This window comes from Mesorhizobium sp. C372A (genome assembly GCF_030323245.1).
Classification (GTDB): Bacteria; Pseudomonadota; Alphaproteobacteria; order Rhizobiales; family Rhizobiaceae; genus Mesorhizobium.
On sequence record NZ_CP100475.1, the window covers coordinates 3,186,242 to 3,207,685 of the forward strand.

The following is a 21,444-nucleotide window of genomic DNA, read 5'->3' on the forward strand; positions in this document are numbered from 1 at the left end:
TTATGCAATAGGCTATATTTCATTGTATGTGCTTCCTGTTGCGCCGACCGGCAGGCCGGCAGGGGATCGCAAACGCCGGTTGCGCCTGCCATGGAATGGAAATAAACGGCTGGAATAGTTAAGCCCGTGCTATGAATGGCAAAGGGCGATTGCTTTGCCCAAAGCCGATTCTTGTCAAAAGATAGGAAGGAGCGCGTGTTGGCGCTGAAGCACAGACGGGTTGGACGCGAGGAGCCGCTGCCGGACGCCGAGATTCATTCGAAAGGGTTCCGGCAGCAGCGCGAAGCGCGCCGCGGCGCGCTGGTCGAGGATTATGTCGAGCTGATCGCCGACCTGATCGAGGACGGCAATGAGGCGCGTCAGGTCGATATTGCTGCGCGGCTGGGTGTCGCCCAGCCGACGGTGGCCAAGATGCTGACCAGGCTGTGCGCCGACGGGCTCGTTTCCAGAAAACCCTATCGCGGTGTGTTCCTGACCGACGCCGGGCGCAAGGTGGCGGAAGAGAGCCGCATCCGCCACCAGACGGTAGAAGCGTTTTTGCGTTCGCTCGGTGTCAGCGCCGAGACGGCGCGCATCGATGCCGAGGGCATCGAGCATCATGTCAGCGCCGAGACGCTGGAAGCCTTTCGCAAGGCGATGATCGCGCCGCGCTGAGGGGTGCCGGGGCCGCACCACTGGAACCTCCGCACGTCAGGCTCGTTGCTCCTGACGTTGCGCGTGATTGTTGCGCGCCAAGGAGGAAAACATGGGCGTCGAACAGGCACCGACCGCGAAGGGCAAGCAGGCGGCCGAGGGTTTGAGGCAGGCAGCGGCAAAGGACGAACGCAAGACCGAGGTCGAAACCGGCCATGCGCTGAAAAAGGGCGCCGCGCGTTTCGAGGAACGCTCCAAAAGCTCGGACGGCAAAAGCGCCGGCACCAAGCAGAAGATCTGAGTTCTGTTCGCAAGCGGCAACCTGCCGCTCATTCCTCGGTGTCCTGCACCCAACTGCGCGGATGGCCGTCGACGCGGAACTGGAAGATGAAATAGGGCGGAATGCAGGAGCCCTTGCCAGGCTTGGCTGCGGCCAGATCGTCGTAGCCGGCGGTGCAGATATAGTCCTCGCGGCAGGGATGCGCCTTGTCGCAGGCGCGCAGGCCGGCGGTCTTGGTGAATTCCTTGGTGCAGAATTTGTGGTCCTTGCCCGACGCGATGCAGTCGTTGAAACCGGTCTTGGCGAGGCGGCCGCAAGTCGCCTCGTCGGGAAGCTTGTCGCAGCTTGCCTTGCGCAGCATGCCCCCGGGAAAGCCACCGGTCTTCTGCTCGGGGTTGTCGTAGCGTTGGCGCGCCGCGCCATAGCCGGCGAGCTTGATTACCGGTTTCTTGTCGCGCGCCGGATCGATGGCGCAGGCTTTTGCGGTGGCCGGCGACAGGCGGCAATATTTGTCGCTGCCCCAGCTCGACATCTTGATCTCGCCAAACTCGACGGGGTCGCCGACTTCGGTGGCCGCCTCGCTGACGCAGGTGCCGAAGCCCGGATGGATGTCGCTTTCATGGACGCCGGCGCAGCGCAGGCTTTCGCCGCAGCTCCAGTCCTTGAAGCTCGCATCCTCGCCGCTGTAGCAGATCGAGCCCCAGCCATTGTAGAGATCGGTGCCTTTCAGCGCTTCGGCGAGTTTGGCGTCCGGACGGGCGGCGAAGCCGCGGGAGAAATCCGGATGGCCGCCTGTGGCGAAGTCCTCGACGATCGCGCGGCGGCGCGGCAGGTCGGCGAAGAACACCGCCGAGCCGGGGACGAAGACGGCGTTGCGGCGCGGCTCATTGGCCGGATCGGCGCCTGTATAGTGGAAGCCGGCAATGCCGTGCGTCTGGTGGCAGCCGGTGCAGGTCATTTCGTTGAGACGCAGATTGAAGCCGGCCACCGATTTCACGCTGCGCAGCGTGTTGCCCCTGGCGACATAATCCTGCAACGCCCTGTCGATGTCAGCATCATCGAGCAGCCCATAGGCGATGTTGTTTTGCGATCTGGCCATGCCGCCGGGTGCGACCGAGACGGCGCTGGTCGCCAGGAATTTGTCGCCGATGACCAGCCGGCCGCGGTCGAGATCGTAGATGTTGCGGTCGGTGAGCAGCCATTTGGCGAAGGCCGGCCGGTCGGCCAGAACCACTTTCCGGTCGATCTGGTTCTCCATCTTCGATTCCTGGAAGGTGGACGTCGTTGGGTCCCATTTGAAAATCTTGAGGAGATATTCGGCGTGGCCACCGAAGTCGCGGCGGCTCGAGGCCGACAGCCGGAGAACCTGCATGTTCAGCTCAAGCCGCATGATCTGCGACGAATTCAGCATGGCGTTGGAGAGCGGCCCTTCGTCGGAGCGCAGCCAGGCTGCCAGTTGCTCGGGCGCAAGGTTCTTCTGGCCGGCGGCGAGCCAGCGCTTGGCGATTTCGGCACAGGAAACGGCGGTGGCGCTTGGACGGTCTCTCGAAGCGCGGGGGCGAGCCTCGCCGGGCCTGGCGTTGAAGACCAGACTCATGGTCAGCGGCAGCCGCGACGAGATGCGTTGCGCTGTCTTTCCCTTCGTGGGCTTCTCCGCCACCGAATAGTGGAAGCGGTAGATCAGCCTGATCTCGCCGCATTCGGTGTGGCCGAGATAGCCGCGGTCCATGCGGTTGACGACGCCGGTCAGGTCGAGCGTCGAGCCGTCATCGTCGATGTATTTCGGGTTGAATTTCTGGCTGGTGTCCTTCGACTTGGCCATGGCCGCGACGTAAGGATCGGGGCTATTGGCAGGCTCGTCGGCGATCTCCTGCTTGACGGCGTTGCGCACAGGGGTCAGCGCGCGCACCGAAAACAGGCCGCGATTGTCGACCTCGCGCGTGAGACCCAGCGCCGGGCCGAGCAGGCGGCTGATCGACAGGCCGCCACGCTCAAGCGCCTGCAATGTCTCGGGGTCGGTCACGGCGACGCTGGAATCGAGCGTCACGGCGCGCGCCGGCGACGGGCCGAGGCATAGCACCACGGCCAGCAGCAGAAATCGACCGATCGTCCGCAAGTCCCCGACACCCCGTTCGAACCGGATGCTACAGCGCGCATGCCGCCTCGACCAGAGTGCGAACGCGATGCCGCCGCCACGAAAAATACTGTGACTTGGCGCAACCATTGCGATAATTGTCTGTTGGGTCGGACTGGGCCACGACAATCGGCCAGGCCAGCCGAAAATTTGCATACGGGGAGTTGCCATGCTCTGGAAGGGCCGCCGTCAGAGTGACAATGTCGAGGACGAGCGCAGCGCCAGCGGCGGCGGTGGTGGTTTCGGCGGCGGCAGCCCTGGCCAGTTCCGCATCCCGATCGGCGGCCGCACCGGCGGCGGCGGCAGCATCCTGCTGGTCGTCCTCGTGGTGCTGGCCGGATGGTATTTCGGCTTCGACCCGTCGCAGATCCTGGGCAGCGGCGACGGCGGCGGCGTGCTGCCGGGTGGCGGTGGCCAGATTACCGACAACAGCGGCGGCCAGGACGACGGCGCCGGCACGCCTGCTTCCGACGAGATGAAGCAGTTCGTGTCGACGGTGCTGGCCGAGACCGAAGAGACCTGGACCGGCATCTTCCAGTCGCAGGGCCTGAAATATGAGGACCCGAAGCTTGTGCTGTTCAGCGGCCAGATCCGCTCGGCCTGCGGCTCCGCCTCGACGGCAGCCGGACCGTTCTATTGTCCCGGCGACCACAAGGTCTACCTCGACACCACCTTCTTCCAGCAGCTCGACCAGCAGTTCGGCGCCTCGGGGGATTTCGCCCAGGCATATGTGATCGCCCATGAAGTCGGTCACCATGTGCAGAACCTCACCGGCATCCTGCCCAAGTTCAACCAGATGCGGCAGTCGATGGGTGAGGCGGAAGCCAACCAGATGTCGGTGCGCATCGAGCTGCAGGCCGACTGCTTCGCCGGCGTTTGGGCGCATTTCACCGCGCAGAAGGGCATTCTGGAACAGGGCGACATCGAAGAGGCGCTCAACGCCGCCAAGCAGATCGGCGACGATACGCTGCAGAAGAAGATGCAGGGCTATGTCGTGCCGGAAAGCTTCAACCACGGGACGTCGCAGCAGCGGCAGACCTGGCTGGCGCGCGGCTACAAGAGCGGCAAGCTGTCGGATTGCAACACGCTGACCGGTCCGGTTTGAGGCGCTCGCAAGTTCCAGCCGACCGCGGTCCAAAGCGCATCCGTCGGCGGGCCGATTCACCACCGGCAACAGATGTCAGGAGGAGAACGCCTGAGGCGTTCTCCTATTGTTCCAAAGTGGCGCCTCGCCTATAACGGGCGCCCGCCCAAGGGCGGTCTCAGGGAGCAGACGCCATCATGATCAACCCCAAAACCGCCAGGCGGGGCCTTGCGCTCGTCTTCACCACGCTGCTGCTCGACATTATCGGCTTCGGCATGATCATGCCGGTGTTGCCGGCCTTTCTCAGGGAGCTTTCCGGCGTCGGCATCAGCGAAGCGGCGATCGAAGGCGGCTGGCTGTTCTTCGTCTATGCGGCGATGCAGTTCTTCTTCGCGCCAATCATGGGTGGATTGAGCGACCGCTTCGGGCGGCGGCCGATCCTGCTTGCCTCGGTGCTTACATTCTCGATCGACAATCTGATCTGCGCCATCGCCTGGTCCTATCCGATGCTGTTCATCGGCCGCGTGCTGGCCGGCATTTCGGGCGCCAGCTATTCGACGACGTCGGCCTTCATTGCCGACATCTCGAACGATGACAACCGGGCGAAGAATTTCGGTCTGCTCGGCATCGCCTTCGGCGTCGGCTTCGTCATTGGGCCGGTGCTGGGCGGGCTGCTCGGCACGTTCGGGCCGCGAGTGCCGTTTTACTTTGCCGCCGGGCTTGCCTTCGTGAACTTCCTCATCGCCATGTTCTTCCTGCCTGAAACGCTCGATGAAAAGCACCGCCGCCGCTTCGAGTGGAAACGCGCCAACCCGGTCGGCACGCTGCTGCAGATGCGCCAATATCAGGGCATCGGCTGGATCGGGCTCGCCTTCTTCCTAATGACGCTCGGCCACATGATGTATCCGGCGGTGTGGTCGTTCGTGTCCAATTATCGTTATGGCTGGAGCGAGCAGCAGATCGGCTTCTCGCTCGGCGCCTTCGGCCTGTGTGGGGCGATCGTCATGGCGACGGTGCTGCCGCGCGTGATCCCCAAACTTGGCGAATGGAGGACGGCGGTCATCGGCCTGACATTCACGGCGGCCAGCGCCTTCGGCTACGCCTTCGCCTCGCAAGGCTGGATGATTTATGCGGTGATCGTCGTCGGCTGCCTGGAAGCACTGGCCGATCCGCCGCTGAGAAGCCTTGCCGCCGCCAAGGTGCCGCCGTCGGCGCAAGGCGAATTGCAGGGCGCGATGACGTCGATCTTCTCGATCACCTCGATCATCACGCCGCTGCTCTACACCGCGATCTTTTCCTGGTTCACCGGACCGAATGCGCCCGTGGTGTTCGGCGGCGCGCCCTATCTGGTTGGCGCGTGCTTCCTGACGCTTGCGGTCATTGTCTTTGTGACGAAAGTTGCGAGGCCGACGGCGGTGAGAAGCGTTGCCACCGGCGCTGCGGAAGACGGAGCCCAGATATGAGCCATGACAGCCGCATAGAGCTGACCAAGGACGGAGTGTCGCTGTCGCGGCTGGTGTTCGGCGCCTGGCGCCTGCTCGACAACGCCGCGCGCCCGGACGCCGACCAGATCGCGCGGCTGATCGGCACTGCGGTCGATCTCGGCCTGACCAGCTTCGACCATGCCGATATTTACGGGCATTACCAGGTGGAAGCTGCCTTTGGCGCCGGCTTGTCGCGCTGGAAGGGCAAACGCGACAGCATCGAGCTGATCTCGAAATGCGACATCATGCTGGCATCGGCCAACCGGCCTCAGAACCGGCTGAAGCATTACGACACCAGTGCGGCCCACATTGCCGCCTCAGTCGACCGTTCGCTCGCCAATCTCGGCACCGACTATCTCGACCTGTTGCTGCTGCACCGGCCGGATCCGCTGATGGATGCCGACGAGACGGCGGCGGCCCTTGCCGGGCTGGCCAAGTCGGGCAAGGTGAGAGCGGTCGGGGTCTCCAATTTCACGCCGTCGCAGTTCGACCTTCTGGCTTCGCGGCTGCCGTTTGCCTTGGCCACCAACCAGATCGAGATGTCGGTGCTGAAGACCAATGCGCTGATGGATGGCAGCCTCGATCACGCGCAACGCCTCGGCTATGCGCCGATGATCTGGTCGCCGCTCGGCGGCGGCTTGCTGTTCACCGGCAAGGAAGGGCGCGAGGCGCGGGTCAGGGCGGCAATCGCGGCGGTGGCTGCCGAGATCGGCGCCGGCGATCTCGCCGCCGTCGCCATCGCCTGGTTGCTGCGCCATCCGGCCCGGCTGGTGCCGGTGCTGGGCACGATGAAGCCCGAGCGGCTGGCCGCCATGGTCAAGGCACTCGATATCGCGCTCGACCGCCAGCAATGGTTCGCCATTTTGGAAGCCAGCGAAGGCCGGCCGGTGGCATAAGGTTACCCAGGCGCGAACTTCGAACCCGCCATAGGTGTGTGCTTCGTCCGTTAATGCGGCGCGCAAGCGAAGCGATGAGGGGGGCTTGGGCTCAGGGGATGCCGTCGGCGCTCTCGAAGCCTTCGTCGCTTCGCGCCGTCACAAACAGACCGGTTGACCGGTTTATTCCATTGACCCAAGACAAGGGCAATCGCGCCGCGTTTGTAACTCCGGCTATTCGGAGCATCACGATCTGGGCAACGGCTAGACGAAGACCTGTAAAATCAAACCCGTTCGGCCAGCAGTTCCTCGCCGCGCTTTTCGCGGATCAGGTTGACGAAGCGGCGGAACAGATAGTGCGAATCCTGCGGGCCGGGCGAAGCCTCGGGGTGGTGCTGGACCGAGAACACCGGACGTCCGGTCAGCGCGATGCCGCAGTTGGAGCCGTCGAACAGCGAGACATGGGTTTCCTCGACGCCCTCGGGCAAGGAGTCGGCATCGACGGCAAAGCCGTGGTTCATCGAGACGATCTCGACCTTGCCGGTGGTATGATCCTTGACCGGGTGGTTGGCGCCGTGATGACCCTGGTGCATCTTGGCGGTCTTGCCGCCGAGCGCCAGGGCCAGCATCTGGTGGCCGAGGCAGATGCCGAACACCGGAATATCGGTCTTGAGCAGGTCCTGGATGACCGGCACCGCGTAGTCGCCGGTGGCTTCCGGGTCGCCGGGGCCGTTGGAGAGGAAGATGCCGTCGGGCTGCATGGCCAGGATCTCTTCCGAGCCGGTGCCGGCCGGAACCACGGTGACCTTGGCGCCGAGGCCGGAAAGCAGGCGAAGGATGTTACGCTTGACGCCGTAGTCGATGGCGACGACGTGCATCGACGGCTCGGCCTGTTCGCCAAAGCCTTCGTTCCACACCCAGGGAGTTTCACGCCAGACCGAGGACTGGCCGGAGGTGACTTCCTTGGCGAGGTCAAGCCCGATCAGGCCCGACCAGGCGGCGGCCCGCCGCTTCAAATCGTCGAGGTCGAAGATGCCGTCGGGCGCGTGCGCAATGACGGCATTGGGCATGCCCTTTTCGCGGATCAGCGCGGTCAGCGCCCGGGTGTCGATGCCCGACAGCGCGACGATGCCGCGCTTCTTCAGCCACTGGTCCAGCCCGGTGCCGGCGCGGTAGTTGGACGGGTTGGTGACATCGGCCTTGAACACCGCGCCAACGGCGCCGGCACGGGCGACCGGGTTCAAGTCCTCGATGTCCTCGTCATTGGTGCCGATGTTGCCGATATGCGGGAAGGTGAAGGTGACGATCTGGCCGGCATAGGATGGGTCGGTGAGAATTTCCTGGTAGCCGGTGAGCGCGGTGTTGAAGCAGACTTCGGCAACGGCGGAACCGGTGGCGCCGAGGCCGCGACCCTCGATGACGGTGCCGTCGGCCAGCACCAGGACGGCGGTCGGCTTTTCGGTTGCCCAAGGCGGGGTCAGTTCGGGGGTCATCTCGGCCATGGCGACGCTCCTGTCACGCTGCGCGCTTCGATGGCGGGCCATCTGCGCAGCAAACGGCGCGGCCGATCTCTCGAGCCTGCGCGCATCAATTCTTTGTCTTGTGCAAGGCCGAGTACATAGGGGAAGGCGCCAGAGCGGTCAATGATGCCCGTGCCAAAAACGGCGAGCATTTGTTTCGCCGAACGATATCAGGGCTTTGGCGCGTTTGCTTTGCGGATGGGCCGCGGTTATTGTCCGCGCCGTTCGAAGGAGAAAGCATCATGCGCGCAAAAATCGCCGAATCCCTGAAAAGCGCGATGAAGGCGCAGGACAAGCACCGGCTGCCGACGCTCAGGCTGATCCAGGCCGCCATCCACGACCGCGACATCGCCAATCGCGGCTCGACCAAGGACCCCGCCAGCGACGAGGAGATCCTGCAGATCCTGGCCAAGATGGTGAAGCAGCGCGAGGAATCGGCCAAGGCGTTCGAGGACGGCAAGCGCCCGGATCTGGCCGCACAGGAGCGTGGCGAGATGGAGATCATCCGCGGCTTCCTGCCGACGCAGCTGGATGACGCCGCCGTAACAGCTGCGGCGCGCGAGGCGATCGCTGCGACCGGTGCCGCCAGCCAAAAGGACATGGGCAAGGTGATCGCCGCGCTGAAGCAGAAATATGCCGGCCAGATGGATTTCGGCAAGGCCAGCGGCATCGTCAAAGGCCTGCTGCAGTAAGAGCCGACACCGCTTCAGTGGCGAAGGAGAGCAGGGGGCGGGACATCACCTCTGGGCAAGAAACGGTCCGCACCGGCTTAAGCGAGCCAAGCCTTGACCTGCCGGAGAGACCCACCATGATCGAGATCGTCAAACCCACGCTCGAACATCTGCCCTCCTACAAGGCGGCGCTCGAGCGTGGCTGGTCGCCGGACAATGTCCGGCTGATGGAAGCGACGCGCGAGCAACTTGCGGCGATCGACGAGGATCCTGCGGCGTTCCTTGCCAGCCTCGACGATCCCGAGGCCAAAGGAGGCCCGATTACCTTGCCTAATGGCACGAAAGTGCCGCGGCTGCCCGGCTTCCGGCGCTGGATCTGGGACGGCGAGGCCGCCGGCTCGATCGGCTTTCGCTGGCAGCCCGGTACGGCCGCACTGCCGTCGCATGTGCTCGGCCATATCGGCTATGCCGTGGCGCCGTGGAAGCGCGGACGAGGCTATGCGACCGAGGCGCTGCGGCTGATGCTGGACGAGGCGAGGGCTGTTGGTTTGCCATATGTCGAGCTCACCACTGACCTCGACAATCCGGCCTCGGAGAAGGTGGTGCTGGCCAATGGTGGCCGTGTGGTCGGTCCGTTCATCAAGGACGCCGCGTATGGCGGCGCCGAGAGTTTGTTGTTCCGGATCGATTTGTAGTCCGACGCTATTCGGCCGGTGCCGGCAGCGGCGGCGCTGCCCGGCTGCGCCCCTCCCAGATGTAGGAGGCAAGTGCCACCACCACCGCCACCAGCATGGCGGCAGCGCCCACAACCGGCAGGCTGCGATAGCCGTAGCCGGCATTGAGCATGGCAGCGCCCAGCGACGCGGCGAGCGCGATGCCGACATTGAAGCCGGAGGGGATGAGCGAGGAGGCGAGGTTGGAGGCGTCCGCCGTCCAGGCCAGGATGCGGGTCTGGATCGGCGTGCCGATGGCGAAGTTGAGGCCACCCCAGACGACGATGGCGATGACCATCGGCACGGGGTAGGGGCTGACGGCATAGATCACGCCCAACATCACCGCGTGCAGCGCAAGCATGGTGATCAGCGACGGCATCAGCTTCCAGTCGGAAAGCTTGCCGCCGAGAAAGACGCCGACGGTGGCGCCGACGCCGTTGAGCAGCAGCACCCAGGGGATCAGGCTCTCGTCGAGATGGGTCACCTCAAGCAGTGTCGGGGTGATGTAGGTGAACAGGCCGAACTGGCCGATCATCAACGTCAGCATCAGGATCAGCGAGGTCCAGACTTGCTGGCGCGCCAGCACGCGAACCTCGCTGCCAAGGCTGGTGGATGGGCTCGATGCGCCCGTTTTGCGCGGCAGGAGGGCGGCCATGGCGGCAAACGCCACCACGCCCAGCGCGCACATCACCCAGAAGGTGGCGCGCCAGCCCCAGAGATTGCCGATTGCGGTGCCGGCCGGCACGCCGATGACATTGGATACTGTGAGGCCGGAGAGGATCACAGCCACGGCCATGCCGCGCTTGTCCTCGGGCACGAGGCCGACCGCCACCACCATGGCGACGCCGAAATAGGCGCCGTGTGCGACGGCGACCGCAATGCGCAAGAGCAGCATCGAGGTAAAATCGGGCGCCAGCGCGCAAGCGGCCTGGCCGATGGTGAAGGCGACGGTCAGGCAAAGCAGCAGCGTCTTGCGGGAAATGCCCTTGGTGGCGAGCGCCAGCAATGGGCCGCCAACCGCGATGCCGCCGGCATAGCCGGAGACGAGGTAGCCGGAGGTCGGGATCGAAACGCCAAGGCCGTCGGCCACTTGCGGCAGCACGCCGGCAATGACGAATTCGGTGGTGCCGAAAGCGAAGGCGGCGATGAACAGGGCAATGAGCGGAAGCATGGCGCGGAAGCGATCCTTGAACGAGTTGGCCTCAAATCATGGATGGCGCTTGCCGGCAATGCAGAAATTTTTGCGGCCGGTTTAGGTTTTCTTGATCAGCTCGCCTTCAACCTGGAGCCGCCGAGCAGGCCGCGCTCTTCCAGCACCGGGTAGGCCATCGACGCCAGCAGCGAGTTGATCTGCTTCAGGTCGCGGATGGTGTCGAGGTGGATGGAGCTGGTCTCGACGCTCTTGGCGGTGCCGTCGCGCAGGCGCACGAAATGGCTGGCGCTGGTTTCCTTTTCGCGGTCGCGCAGCCGGTCCTTTTCCAGCACCAGCTGGCGGGCAGTCTCAGGGTCGCGCGACACCAGCACGTTGAAGGCAAGCCTGGCATTGGCCAGCACCGAGGTGTGAAAGGCGAGCAGCTCGCTCCAGCCCTCGGGCGTGAACTCCAGCCCGCGCTCGAACTTCTTCTTCACATGCACCAGCATGTTGCGCACGATGATGTCGCCGACCTGCTCGAGCTTGACGCAGGCGCCTATCAGCTCCTGGCAGCGCAGCGCCTCGTCCTCTGTGAGCGAGTTCCTGGTCAATTTGGCCAGATAGAGCTTGATCGCCGCGTGCTTCCTGTCGACGCGGTCGTCAAGGGCGGCCAGCGCCTTGATCTTGTCGCCGTCGGCGCTTTCATACAGCTCGATGATGCGCTTGAGCATGATCTCGACCGTCTCGCAGACGCGCACCACCTCGCGGGTGGCGTTGGCCAGCGCCTGGCTCGGAACGTCGAGCGCGCCGTCGTTGAGGGCGGAGAGTTCGACCACATCGAGCTCTGTAGCCGGCCCTGGCTTGGTGCCCATTGCGACGATCTTCTCAGAGGCACGATAGATCAGGCTGGCAAGCGGCAGGCCGGCGAGCAGGATCAGCACATTGAACAGTATGTGGGCGTTGACGATCTGGTCGGGCACGGTGGCGCCGAGGAAGGCGACCGGCGGCTTCAGCGTCATGAACAGGATCAGCATCACCAGCGAGCCCATGCCGCGCATCAACAGATTGCCGATCGGCACGACGCGCACGCCAGGTTCGGCACTTCGGGTGAGCAGCGGCGCGATGATCGACGAGCCGAGATTGACGCCGAGCACCAGCACGATGCCGAGTTCGGGCGGGATGAAGCCGCGGCCGGCCAGCGTCACCATCAAAAGAACGGCGGCGATCGAGGAATGGAACAACCAGGTGACAAGCGCGGCGAGCAGATAGGCGGTGACGTAGTCGCTGGAGAAATATTCGATGATGAGCGGCATCAGCGTGCTCTGCCGCAGAGGCTCCGAGGCCTGACCGATCATCTCCAGCGACAGTACCAAAAGGCCGATGCCGACCAGGATGCGGCCGAACTGGCGCCAGTCGCGCCGCTCGGTGGCCATGAACATGACCGTGCCGGCGACGAGGCAGATCGGCACCAGCAGCGTCAGATCGAAGGTCAAGAGCTTGACCACCAGCGCCGAGCCGATCTCGGCGCCGCGCACCGCCAATTGGCCCGACATGCCCGAGACGATGCCGGCGCCGGCGAAGGAGCCGACGAGAAGCGTGACGGCGGTCGAGCTCTGCAGTGCGATCGACAGGCCGCAGCCAGCCAGCACCGCCATGATCGGATTGCGCATGGTGGAGCGCAGCCGGTGACGCAGCACGTCGCCATAGGCGCGCTCGACGCCTGTCTTGACCATGCGGGTGGCAAACAGCATCAGCGCCACCGCGCCCGCCAGATGCAGCAGGACGACGGAGCCGCTCATTTCGAAACCCGCACGCAGACAGCTACCGCGACGCGGAGGGCGCGCAGTGCAGGGAGGAAAACGGGGCTGCGAATCATGGTCATGACAGTCTTGAACAATATCCGGAATATTTTAGCCGGGTAATAAAATCTTGTCGATTTCAAGAGCCGTCGCGGCGCGACAGGGCGTGTCGGAAAATGGACGGATGCGCAAATGGTTGCATGGCGGATCCCTGGTGATGGCAGCGGATCGTCCCGGTTTGCCGGACTCCCGGCAATCGCCTTTGCGATGATGTTCAAATATCCAGGATAAGCACCCGATTTCATTACGTAAATGTAATGCTAGTGTTCAGTTTCGGTTCATCCTTCGGGCGCTATTCCCTAGGCATCGACAACCAAGGAGCCCCGCTATGAAACGTATTGTTCTTTCCGCCCTCGCTTTCTCGATGCTGGCCGCCACTTCGCTTACCGGCCAGGCCGCACCGGTGAACGCACCGGTCGCACCGCAGTCGAATTACACGCAGGTCGACTGGCAGAGGCCCGGCAAGCATGTCGATATCAGGAAGCGCGTCGTGAAGAAGACGGTGGTCGTCAAGCGCAGCCATTGGCGCAATGGCCAGAAATATTCCAGCTGGAAGCGGCACCAGCCGATCCGCGATTATGGCCGCTATGGCCTGCATCGCCCCGGCCGCGGCCAGGAATGGATCCGCGTCGGCAACGACTATGTGCTGGTCAGCGTCCTGTCCGGCATCATCTTCGGCGCCATTGCCGCGCATTAAGCCCGGCCTCGCCGGCGCAATGCAGAGACTTGAAAGGAGGCGGCCCGAAAGGGCCGCCTTTCTTTTGGCTGTAGAAACCGGGCTTTTTGGCTGTGGAAACCGGGTATGGTCCGCAATAAGGGTCGTCGGATTCCGCGAGCATGATTATATGAGGGACAAACGAGTTCCCCAATGCGCTTTCCGCCCGCCTTTCTCGATGAGATACGCGACCGTGTGCCGATTTCATCGGTCATCGGCCAGCGCGTCGCATGGGACAGGAAGAAGACCAACGCCTCGCGCGGCGACTATTGGGCCTGTTGTCCGTTCCATGGCGAAAAGAGCCCCTCCTTCCACTGCGAGGACAAGAAGGGCCGCTATCACTGTTTCGGCTGTTCGGTGTCGGGCGATCATTTCAAGTTCCTGACCGAGCTCGACGGATTAAGCTTTCCCGAAGCGGTCGAGAAGATCGCCGACATGGCCGGCGTGCCGATGCCGGTGCGCGACGAGCGGGAAGAACAGCGTGAGAAGGAACGCGCCAGCCTGACCGATGTCATGGAGATGGCGACTGCCTTCTTCCAGGAGCGGCTGCAAGGACCGGAGGGTGCAAAAGCCCGCGCCTATCTCAGGGATCGCGGGCTGACGCCGGCGACGCAGCAATCGTTCCGGCTGGGCTTTGCGCCCGACAGCCGCAATGCGCTGAAGGAACATCTTGCCGCCAAGGGTGTGCCCAAGGCCGACATCGAGGCCTGCGGGCTGGTGCGTCATGGCGACGACATCCCGGTCTCCTATGACTGGTTCCGCGATCGCATCATGTTCCCGATCCCGGATTCGCGCGGCAAGATCATCGCCTTTGGCGGCCGCGCACTGGCGCCCGATGCGCTGGCCAAATACATGAATTCGCCCGACACAGAGCTCTTCCACAAGGGCAACGTGCTCTACAATTTCGCCCGAGCCCGCAAAGCGCTGGCGAAAGGCGGCACGGTGATTGCCGTCGAAGGCTATATGGACGTGATTGCGCTGGCGCAGGCCGGCTTCGAGAATGCCGTGGCGCCGCTCGGCACCGCGCTCACCGAAAACCAGCTCGAACTTCTGTGGCGCATGGCGCCTGAGCCGATGCTGTGCTTCGACGGCGACCAGGCCGGGCTGAAGGCGGCGTGGCGGGCCGCGGATCTCGCGCTGCCGTCGGTGCAGGCCGGGCGGTCGGTGCGCTTTGCACTGTTGCCGGAGGGCAAGGATCCCGACGATCTGGTCAAGGCAGAAGGGCCGGACGCGTTTCGTGCCGTGCTGGCGGAAGCGCGGCCTCTCGCTGATTTGTTGTGGATGCGTGAGACATCCGGTGGCGTCTTCGACACGCCGGAGCGGCGGGCGGGGCTGACAAAGACGCTGCGCGAACTGACCAGCCGCATCCGCGATGAGAGCCAGCGCTACCACTACCAGCAGTGGATGCGCGAGCGGGAGCTGACCTTCTTCAGCGCCCAGCGCGAAGTGCGGCAAGGTCGCCAGGACTGGAAACCTGGGCAGGGCAAAACGCCCGCACCCGGCGGACAGTTCGCCAAAGGCAGCGGGGCAGGCGCGCGCGCCGCGATCACCGAAAGCCTCGGCCGCTCCGCCATGGTCAAACGCGGTGGCGAGATGATGTCGGTGCGCGAGGCGACGATCATCGTAGCCCTCGTCAACCATCCGGCGCTGATCGACGAGAACTTCGCCCATGTCGAGTTCCTCGATCTCGCCAACACCGATCTGCAGCGGCTGCACGCCGCCATCCTCGATGCGATGGCGCACGACATGGCCAATGACCGTAGCGCGGTGATCGCCACCATCGAACGTGCCGGCTGCAGCGATATCTGGGGGCGCGCCGTGGCGCTCATCCAACGGGCCAGGCAATGGCCCGCGCTGGAAACCGCAGCGCTTGACGATGCCCGCGACGCCTTCAACCAGGCGCTGCACTTGCAGCGCAGCGCGCGCACCTTACATAAGGAGCTGAAACAGGCGGAAGCAGCGCTCGCCAGCGATCCCACTGACGAAAACTACCGGCACCTCATCGAGATTCAGGCGCAATTCCGTGATGTACAAGCAACGGAAGCGCTGATCGAAGGGTTCGGTGTATCCTCGGGCAGGGGTGGGCGCGTCTAGGTCGAAACCTGCGCAAGAATGAATGTTGTACGTGCTGCGCGTCGAATCGACGCCTCTAAGTCGGGTAATTGATTCGCTTTTTTGATGCGAATCATGCGAGAGGCGCTTGACCTTCTGGCAGAATGACGGAATCAGGACGATTCGAAACCTTAGCCCGCGCCGGCGTCGATGGAAATGCACTGACGCGAGGTGCTGATCACTGGACAGGCTGTCAGCCTGCCACAGATATCAGGGTTAATCTGGACTTAATGCATATCGCCCAAAAGTGAAAACCGGTTTTGGGGGCACGATATGAACAAACAAAAGAGTTGATTCGGTTACCGGCCCGGTTAAGCGCCACCAGCGCATGTAGTTTGACCGGTGCGGCAGCTACGCGGCTTCGATGCTCGGCCGCTAGGAGAAGATAAAGACTATGCCGACAAAGGAAAAGGAAGAGGTCGAGACCGAACGTGAAGGCGCCACCGATGGGCCTCTGCTCGACCTTTCCGATGATGCTGTCAAGAAGATGATCAAGGCCGCCAAGAAGCGCGGCTATGTGACTCTCGACGAACTGAACGCGGTGCTGCCGTCGGAAGAGACCGATCCGGATCGCATCGAAGACATCAATGCGATGCTGTCCGACATGGGCATCAACGTGGTCGAGGACGACGATCAGAGCGAGGAGCCCGAGGCCGCCGACAGCAATGCCGACGCCGAGGAAGACGCCAACGAGCTGGCCGAGCAGACCGGCACCGCCGTCGCCGCCACGACCACCAAGAAAGAGCCGACCGACCGCACCGATGACCCGGTGCGCATGTATCTGCGCGAGATGGGCTCGGTCGAGCTCCTGTCGCGCGAGGGCGAAATCGCGATCGCCAAGCGCATCGAGGCCGGCCGCGAGACGATGATTGCGGGCCTCTGCGAAAGCCCGCTGACCTTCCAGGCCATCATCATCTGGCGTGACGAGCTCAACGAATCCAAGATCCTGCTGCGCGAGATCATCGACCTCGAAGCCACCTATGCCGGCCCCGAAGCCAAGCAGGCGCCGGTGGTCGAGCGCATCGAGGAGGCGCCCAAGGCCGAGGACAAGCCGAGGCGTGGACGCGACGAGGAAGACGACATCACCAATGTCGGCGCCGACACGCGCGGCCTGGTCGATGACGACGAGGAAGACGAGGACGAGGCGAGCCTGTCGCTGGCGGCGATGGAAGCGGAGCTGCGCCCGCAGGTGATGGAGACGCTCGACGTCATCGCCGACACCTACAAGAAGCTGCGCAAGCTGCAGGACCAGCAGGTCGAGAACCGTCTGGCCGCGACCGGCACGCTGTCGCCAAGCCAGGACCGCCGCCTGAAGGAGCTGAAGGACCAGCTGATCAAGGCGGTGAAGTCGCTGTCGCTCAACACGGCGCGCATCGAGGCGCTGGTCGAGCAGCTCTACGACATCAACAAGCGGCTGGTGCAGAACGAAGGCAAGCTGCTGCGCCTGGCCGAAAGCTATGGCGTGCGCCGCGAGGAGTTCCTCAAGGAATATCAGGGCTCCGAGCTCGACCCGAACTGGACGCGCTCGATCGGCAACCTGACCTCGCGCGGTTGGAAGGAATTCACCAAGAACGAGAAAGACGCGATCAAGGATCTGCGTTCGGAAATCCAGAACCTCGCAACCGAGACGGCGATCTCAATCCTGGAATTCCGCAAGATCGTCAACCAGGTGCAGAAGGGCGAGCGCGAAGCCGCGATCGCCAAGAAGGAAATGGTCGAGGCCAATCTGCGCCTCGTCATCTCCATCGCCAAGAAATATACCAATCGCGGCCTGCAGTTCCTCGACCTGATCCAGGAAGGCAATATCGGCTTGATGAAGGCGGTCGACAAATTCGAATACCGCCGCGGCTACAAGTTCTCGACCTACGCGACATGGTGGATCCGGCAGGCGATCACGCGTTCGATCGCCGACCAGGCGCGCACCATCCGCATCCCGGTGCACATGATCGAAACGATCAACAAGATCGTGCGCACGTCGCGCCAGATGCTGCATGAAATCGGCCGCGAGCCGACGCCGGAGGAACTGGCAGAAAAGCTCGCAATGCCGCTCGAAAAAGTGCGCAAGGTCTTGAAGATCGCCAAGGAGCCGATCTCGCTCGAAACCCCTGTGGGTGACGAAGAGGATTCGCATCTGGGCGATTTCATCGAGGACAAGATGGCGATCCTGCCGATCGATGCGGCGATCCAGGCCAATCTGCGCGAGACCACCACGCGGGTGCTCGCCTCGCTGACGCCGCGCGAGGAGCGGGTGCTGCGTATGCGCTTCGGCATCGGCATGAACACCGACCACACGCTGGAAGAAGTCGGCCAGCAGTTTTCGGTCACGCGCGAGCGTATCCGCCAGATCGAAGCCAAGGCGCTGCGCAAGCTCAAGCACCCGAGCCGGAGCCGCAAGCTGAGGAGCTTCCTCGACAGTTGATACCGGCAACAGACCAGCATTCGAAAAGGGCGCCGATGGCGCCCTTTTTGTTGCCGGGTGAAGGCTCTTGTCGCCCATCTCCGTCGGGAGGATACTTGCCTGGTCGGATGCATGTTCTGGGCGAAAAACCGGATGTCCGCCCCGGCTGATGTCCTCAGCCGTGCTCCGTGGCGCCGGAGGGAGGTGTGTGATGACAACCTACATCCTGCTGATGAACTGGACGGAACAGGGCGCCAGAAATATCCGAGAGTCGCCGAAGCGGCTCGATGCCGCCAAGAAGCAACTGGCCGACATGGGCGGCTCGTTCAAGGCGTTTTACCTGACTATGGGCGAATACGACATGGTGGCGATTATCGAGGCGCCCGACGATGCTGTGCTTGCTCGTTTCGCCCTGATGCTGGCAACGGGTGGCAGCGTCAAGACGCGAACGCTCAAGGCTTTCCCGGAATTTGCCTATCGCGAGATCGTCACTTCGCTTGGATAGCGCTGAGCGCGGGTCCGTGCGGCTCGGCGTCATATTGCGGGGCCGTGCCGTCAGGGTGATAGTCGCGCCATGTCCAAGCCTGCGCTGACCGTCTGGTACAACACACGCTGCCCGGTTTGCGATGGCGGCATCACCCGGCAGAAACGGCGGCTGATCGAGGCGATCAAGGCCGGGCGGATCGAATTCCGCGACATCAACCTCGAACCGGCGGCGCTCTCTGGCTACAGCGCCTCGCTGGAGGACATACGCCGCCGGCTGCATGCCACCGATGCCGAAGGCAGGCTGCTGGTCGGCGCCGATGTCGCGGTTGCCGTCTGGCGGGCGACGCCGGGCGACGGCTGGCTGGCGACGCTCTTCGGCAATCCGGTCGCGCTGCCGCTGACGCGCTTGGCCTATGATCGTTTCGCCGATCTTCTCTATGTCTGGAACCGGCGCAAGGGCCGCTGGTAGCGAGGCAAGGCCCGAAGAATCTGCGGGCCTTACCGTCATGGGCGTTACCGGGACGCCGGCTCGCAAAGCCAGCCGACAATGCGGCGCACCGCCGGCAGCACCATGAGCAACGTTGGGAACGCTACCAGCCAGGACAGGCCCCAGGCAGTGAGCCAGACAGCCGGCAAATCAGGTTGCAGTCCAAGGGTTTTCAGCGTCGATATGAACGAGACTATGAAGGTCATCAGCAGCGACAGCACCAGCGGACTGACGATCGCGGCATAGCGCGCCGGCAGCTTGCCGCGCTTACGGGTCGTGGTCATTTTTGGATTTTCCTGAAACATCCGGTCCGTCGCATTTGGCATCCATTGCGCCGGGTTTCCGGCGGAACTGCCCGGAAAGACCGGGGTGGATGCGTTGCTTGACGTCAGACGCTTACGGAGAGGTTTTGGCCCTCACGCGCTTTCTAGCTGCCGGCGGCGGCGAAATCATCCTTCTGGCGCCGCCTTTAGATACATCGTAAGATATATCTTGACTCGTCGGCGGGGCAAGCCTAATTAAGATGTATCGTAAGATATAACTCAAGGAGCAATTCATGCACAGACATCATCCCTTTGGCGAGCGCGCCGAGCGCGCATTCCTGCACATGGCAGGCAAATTTGGTGGAAGAGGGGGCAGCGGCTTTGGTCCGTTCGGCCACGGCGGACGTGGCGGTGGACGCGGCGGCCCGGGCGACATGTTTCGCGCCGGGCGCATGCTGGCCGACGGCGATCTCAAGCTGATCACGCTGTCGCTGCTGGCCGAGGCGCCTCGCCACGGCTACGACATCATCAAGGCGCTGGAAGAGCGCACCAGCGGCATCTACAGCCCGAGCCCGGGCGTCGTCTATCCGACGCTGACCTTCCTGGAAGAGGCCGGCTATGCGGCTTCAGCCGCCGACGGCAACAAGAAGGTGTTTTCGATCACCGAGGCGGGCCAGGCGCATCTCGCCGAGAACCGCGAGATGATCGACGGCGTGCTGGAGCATCTCGAGCGCTTCGGCCGCAAGATGGCGAAAGCGCGGGACTGGTTCGGCTGGAACGACGACGGCGAGGAAGGCGGACGGCGTGGTGGACGGGGTCGCTCGGATGCCCGCGAGGAGTTCCGCGCCGTGCGCCACCGGCTGCGTGCCGCGCTCGGCGATCTCGTCGACGCGCCGGCTGAAAAGCAGGCCGAGGCGATTGCAGTCCTGGAAGCCGCCGCTGAAGCCCTGGAAGCGCTATCGCGCGGTTGACCCCTGGCGAGAACGCTTGCCCGTTCGACTGAGGAACGGTACTGAAAATCATCCTGCACCGCGAGACGTGGTGCAGGATGATTGCCGTTGGAGGAAGCCCCATGTCTTTTCTGAAGCGTCTTTTCGGTGGTGGCGGTGAGGGGGGCGAGCCCAAGAGCGCAGCACCGGCAAAGCAGGTTGAGCACAAGGGATTTTTGATCAGCGCCACGCCCTACAAGGCGGAGGGGGGCCAATACCAGACCTGCGGCGTGGTTTCGAAGGAAGTCGACGGCGTGATGAAGGAACACAAATTCATCCGCGCCGATCGCTTTGCCGGACTGGGCGACGCCGTCGACATCTCGATCAAGAAGGGCATGCAACTGGTCGACGAGCAAGGCGAGAGGATGTTCGGGTAAGGGCCGAACTGGTCGAGGCGCCGAACATAGGTTTTGCGCCGGTCATCCGTCGCCAGAATCTCGAATAACGGCAGTGGGCGGCAAGCAGAAAGTATCGACAATTGAGCGTAGCGTTTGCCAAGGAGGAAAGCGCCGAGGCAGCATCGGAAACCATCCTGCCGGCTCGCCCTGTCTCCGATCGGGTCAACCTTGTCACGGAAGCGGGCCTCAAGACGCTGCAGGTTGAATTGACTCGCGCCCAGCAAGCTCTCGAGGCCGCTAGCGTGCTGGAAGATGTCAATGAGCGGCGACGCCAGTCAGCGGTTCCGGTTCGAGATATGCGTTACTATGCCGAGCGCGTCCGTACGGCACAGCTTATGCCGGTGCCCACCTCTAATGAGGTGATCGCCTTCGGGCACACCGTTACCTTCAAACGTGATGATGGCCGCACTCAGACCTTCCGCATCGTCGGAGAGGATGAGGCCAACCCGTCTGAAGCTTCCATATCGCATGGTTCGCCGGTTGCCATCGCGCTGACCGGAAAAACCGTTGGCGACTTTGTCCAGCTAGGGCCGCGCGAACTTGAGATCCTGTCCATTTCCTAGGACGCAGGTATGATGCGCGACCGAGGCCGGTGCACCTTGAGACGTGATCAGATGCCCGCAATTGCCAAAAGCCAAGCCAGGATGTCGAGCAGCAGAAAAACCAGCGCAATCTGCAACGCCAGCCGGAGCCGCTGGATAATTCGCCAGTTGCCGGCCATGTCCGCCTTGATCCGAAGGGCAAGCGCGCGGCGCATGGCCGACATTGTCGTCGGCCTGTCGCTGTCGACATATTGATCAAGCAGATCTTCCGGATCGAAGCGGAATGTATATTGGTGATAGGGCCAAAGCATGAAGACGATCAGCCCGCCGATGCCGAACAACAGGGCCACTGCGGTCCAATCCCAAAGCCCAAGCCCGTTGGAAAGCGCCGCACCGCCGAGTAGCGAGTTGGCAAATGCGGTGGCCAAGACAAGGCTGCCGGCGCGGGTGCTCATGTTCTCCACAAGCGTCTGCTGTTGAGTGAGACCTCTCACCGCCTCCTGATAGATGAACGCGAGACGCGGATCGTCGTCGGCAACAGCGCTTGCGACAATTCCGTTGTTCTCTCCTCCACTCGGACATTCGGCCATAAGTTGCCTCTCTGTTTTGACAGGGTTGCACGAGTTTAGCCCGATCCGTCGGTGCAAAAACAGATTGGCCGTGGACCAA

Annotated in this window: 21 protein-coding genes; 15 read left to right on the top strand and 6 right to left on the bottom strand. The window is 63.4% G+C overall.

Annotated elements, in window-relative coordinates; translation table 11 throughout:
* Positions 1–198: 198 nt before the first annotated feature.
* Together mntR and NLY42_RS15210 are read left to right on the top strand one after the other, a co-directional pair.
* Positions 199–654 (top strand): manganese-binding transcriptional regulator MntR, encoded by a 456-nt coding sequence (gene mntR, locus NLY42_RS15205; RefSeq protein WP_023683789.1) that lies wholly within the window; start codon positions 199–201, stop codon positions 652–654.
* A 91-nt stretch (positions 655–745) separates the two neighbouring features.
* Complete coding sequence (locus NLY42_RS15210) at positions 746–934, top strand: hypothetical protein (RefSeq protein WP_023672434.1); 189 nt, start codon at positions 746–748, stop codon at positions 932–934.
* A gap of 28 nt (positions 935–962) precedes the next feature.
* On the opposite strand, the gene NLY42_RS15215 is transcribed toward NLY42_RS15210, so the two are convergent.
* Entirely contained in the window at positions 963–3,029 is a 2,067-nt protein-coding gene (locus NLY42_RS15215; RefSeq protein WP_032895888.1) for a hypothetical protein, read from the bottom strand.
* A 187-nt stretch (positions 3,030–3,216) separates the two neighbouring features.
* Here NLY42_RS15215 and ypfJ point away from each other — a divergent pair, with 187 nt between their 5' ends.
* The 3 genes from ypfJ (at position 3,217) to NLY42_RS15230 (ending at position 6,511) form a co-directional block, all read left to right on the top strand.
* Positions 3,217–4,152 carry a KPN_02809 family neutral zinc metallopeptidase gene (gene ypfJ / locus NLY42_RS15220; RefSeq protein WP_023754535.1) on the top strand — a complete coding sequence of 312 codons (936 nt, stop codon included), beginning with the start codon at positions 3,217–3,219 and terminating at the stop codon, positions 4,150–4,152.
* Between the two features lie 176 nt (positions 4,153–4,328).
* The gene (locus tag NLY42_RS15225; RefSeq protein WP_023754534.1) at positions 4,329–5,594 is read left to right on the top strand and encodes a TCR/Tet family MFS transporter; all 1,266 of its coding nucleotides are present in this window, start codon (positions 4,329–4,331) and stop codon (positions 5,592–5,594) included.
* A complete protein-coding gene (locus NLY42_RS15230) occupies positions 5,591–6,511 on the top strand; it encodes an aldo/keto reductase (protein ID WP_023754533.1) in 921 nt (306 codons plus the stop codon). The genes NLY42_RS15225 and NLY42_RS15230 overlap by 4 nt, the downstream gene beginning before the upstream one ends.
* Before the next feature lie 263 nt (positions 6,512–6,774).
* On the opposite strand, the gene carA is transcribed toward NLY42_RS15230, so the two are convergent.
* Positions 6,775–7,992, bottom strand: coding sequence for a glutamine-hydrolyzing carbamoyl-phosphate synthase small subunit (carA, locus tag NLY42_RS15235; protein WP_081731488.1), 1,218 nt, complete (start codon positions 7,990–7,992; stop codon positions 6,775–6,777).
* Positions 7,993–8,252: 260 nt separating this feature from the next.
* Here carA and NLY42_RS15240 point away from each other — a divergent pair, with 260 nt between their 5' ends.
* Positions 8,253–8,702, top strand: coding sequence for a GatB/YqeY domain-containing protein (locus NLY42_RS15240; RefSeq protein WP_032894020.1), 450 nt, complete (start codon positions 8,253–8,255; stop codon positions 8,700–8,702).
* Between the two features lie 116 nt (positions 8,703–8,818).
* Positions 8,819–9,376: a GNAT family N-acetyltransferase gene (locus NLY42_RS15245; RefSeq protein ID WP_023754530.1), complete on the top strand. Its 558-nt coding sequence runs from the start codon at positions 8,819–8,821 to the stop codon at positions 9,374–9,376.
* A gap of 7 nt (positions 9,377–9,383) precedes the next feature.
* Here NLY42_RS15245 and NLY42_RS15250 read toward each other — a convergent pair whose 3' ends face one another.
* Both NLY42_RS15250 and NLY42_RS15255 read right to left on the bottom strand, forming a co-directional pair.
* On the bottom strand, positions 9,384–10,565 hold the full coding sequence (locus NLY42_RS15250; protein ID WP_023754529.1) for an MFS transporter: 1,182 nt from the start codon (positions 10,563–10,565) through the stop codon (positions 9,384–9,386).
* Positions 10,566–10,660: 95 nt separating this feature from the next.
* On the bottom strand, positions 10,661–12,325 hold the full coding sequence (locus NLY42_RS15255; RefSeq protein ID WP_023754528.1) for a Na/Pi cotransporter family protein: 1,665 nt from the start codon (positions 12,323–12,325) through the stop codon (positions 10,661–10,663).
* A gap of 388 nt (positions 12,326–12,713) precedes the next feature.
* Between NLY42_RS15255 and NLY42_RS15260 the strand changes: the two genes are divergently transcribed.
* The 5 genes from NLY42_RS15260 (at position 12,714) to NLY42_RS15280 (ending at position 18,565) form a co-directional block, all read left to right on the top strand.
* On the top strand, positions 12,714–13,082 hold the full coding sequence (locus NLY42_RS15260; protein ID WP_023754527.1) for an RcnB family protein: 369 nt from the start codon (positions 12,714–12,716) through the stop codon (positions 13,080–13,082).
* Between the two features lie 171 nt (positions 13,083–13,253).
* Positions 13,254–15,194 (top strand): DNA primase, encoded by a 1,941-nt coding sequence (gene dnaG, locus NLY42_RS15265; RefSeq protein WP_023683795.1) that lies wholly within the window; start codon positions 13,254–13,256, stop codon positions 15,192–15,194.
* A 412-nt stretch (positions 15,195–15,606) separates the two neighbouring features.
* The gene (gene rpoD, locus NLY42_RS15270; RefSeq protein WP_023754526.1) at positions 15,607–17,631 is read left to right on the top strand and encodes an RNA polymerase sigma factor RpoD; all 2,025 of its coding nucleotides are present in this window, start codon (positions 15,607–15,609) and stop codon (positions 17,629–17,631) included.
* A 190-nt stretch (positions 17,632–17,821) separates the two neighbouring features.
* The gene (locus NLY42_RS15275) at positions 17,822–18,115 is read left to right on the top strand and encodes a GYD domain-containing protein (protein WP_023672447.1); all 294 of its coding nucleotides are present in this window, start codon (positions 17,822–17,824) and stop codon (positions 18,113–18,115) included.
* Positions 18,116–18,184: 69 nt separating this feature from the next.
* Complete coding sequence (locus tag NLY42_RS15280; protein ID WP_023672448.1) at positions 18,185–18,565, top strand: thiol-disulfide oxidoreductase DCC family protein; 381 nt, start codon at positions 18,185–18,187, stop codon at positions 18,563–18,565.
* Positions 18,566–18,609: 44 nt separating this feature from the next.
* On the opposite strand, the gene NLY42_RS15285 is transcribed toward NLY42_RS15280, so the two are convergent.
* Positions 18,610–18,867 carry a DUF2798 domain-containing protein gene (locus tag NLY42_RS15285; RefSeq protein WP_023754525.1) on the bottom strand — a complete coding sequence of 86 codons (258 nt, stop codon included), beginning with the start codon at positions 18,865–18,867 and terminating at the stop codon, positions 18,610–18,612.
* A gap of 272 nt (positions 18,868–19,139) precedes the next feature.
* Here NLY42_RS15285 and NLY42_RS15290 point away from each other — a divergent pair, with 272 nt between their 5' ends.
* The 3 genes from NLY42_RS15290 to greA all read left to right on the top strand — a co-directional run bounded on the left by NLY42_RS15290 (position 19,140) and on the right by greA (position 20,796).
* On the top strand, positions 19,140–19,817 hold the full coding sequence (locus tag NLY42_RS15290) for a PadR family transcriptional regulator (protein ID WP_023689755.1): 678 nt from the start codon (positions 19,140–19,142) through the stop codon (positions 19,815–19,817).
* Positions 19,818–19,918: 101 nt separating this feature from the next.
* Positions 19,919–20,212 carry an HlyU family transcriptional regulator gene (locus NLY42_RS15295; protein WP_023701148.1) on the top strand — a complete coding sequence of 98 codons (294 nt, stop codon included), beginning with the start codon at positions 19,919–19,921 and terminating at the stop codon, positions 20,210–20,212.
* A gap of 101 nt (positions 20,213–20,313) precedes the next feature.
* The gene (gene greA / locus NLY42_RS15300) at positions 20,314–20,796 is read left to right on the top strand and encodes a transcription elongation factor GreA (RefSeq protein ID WP_023683799.1); all 483 of its coding nucleotides are present in this window, start codon (positions 20,314–20,316) and stop codon (positions 20,794–20,796) included.
* A 47-nt stretch (positions 20,797–20,843) separates the two neighbouring features.
* Here the strand turns inward: greA and NLY42_RS15305 are convergent, their stop codons facing one another.
* Positions 20,844–21,422 (bottom strand): hypothetical protein, encoded by a 579-nt coding sequence (locus NLY42_RS15305; RefSeq protein WP_245263542.1) that lies wholly within the window; start codon positions 21,420–21,422, stop codon positions 20,844–20,846.
* Positions 21,423–21,444 lie beyond the last annotated feature (22 nt).